Here is a 365-nt window from a genome sequence, read left to right on the forward strand (position 1 = left end):
CCAACCGCCGCCGCATCGCCCTCGTTAGAACGATGGCCGCGTCGGCGCTGCACCAGACCACCAGCTTCCTCGGCACCGCCCCTCGCCGGGATGAGCTCGTCCGCCGCGTCGGCGACTCCGGTGGCCGCATCACCATGCGCCGCACCGTCAAGAGCGCGCCCCAGAGCATCTGGTATGGACCTGACCGTCCCAAGTACCTGGGCCCGTTCTCGGAGCAGACGCCATCGTACCTGACCGGAGAGTTCCCGGGAGACTACGGGTGGGACACGGCGGGGCTATCGGCCGACCCGGAGACGTTCGCGAGGAACAGGGAGCTGGAGGGGATCCACTCGCGGTGGGCGATGCTGGGGGCGCTGGGCTGCGTC

General features: G+C 70.1%; 1 protein-coding gene. It reads left to right on the forward strand.

Features of this window, described 5'->3' with window-relative positions; all coding sequences use genetic code 11:
- Nucleotides 1-365: chlorophyll a/b-binding protein (locus L9G74_RS23915; protein WP_238898531.1), on the forward strand; the 365-nt coding region annotated here is incomplete at both ends.

It is taken from the genome of Shewanella electrica (assembly GCF_022321485.1).
In the GTDB taxonomy this organism is placed as follows: domain Bacteria; phylum Pseudomonadota; class Gammaproteobacteria; order Enterobacterales; family Shewanellaceae; genus Shewanella; species Shewanella electrica.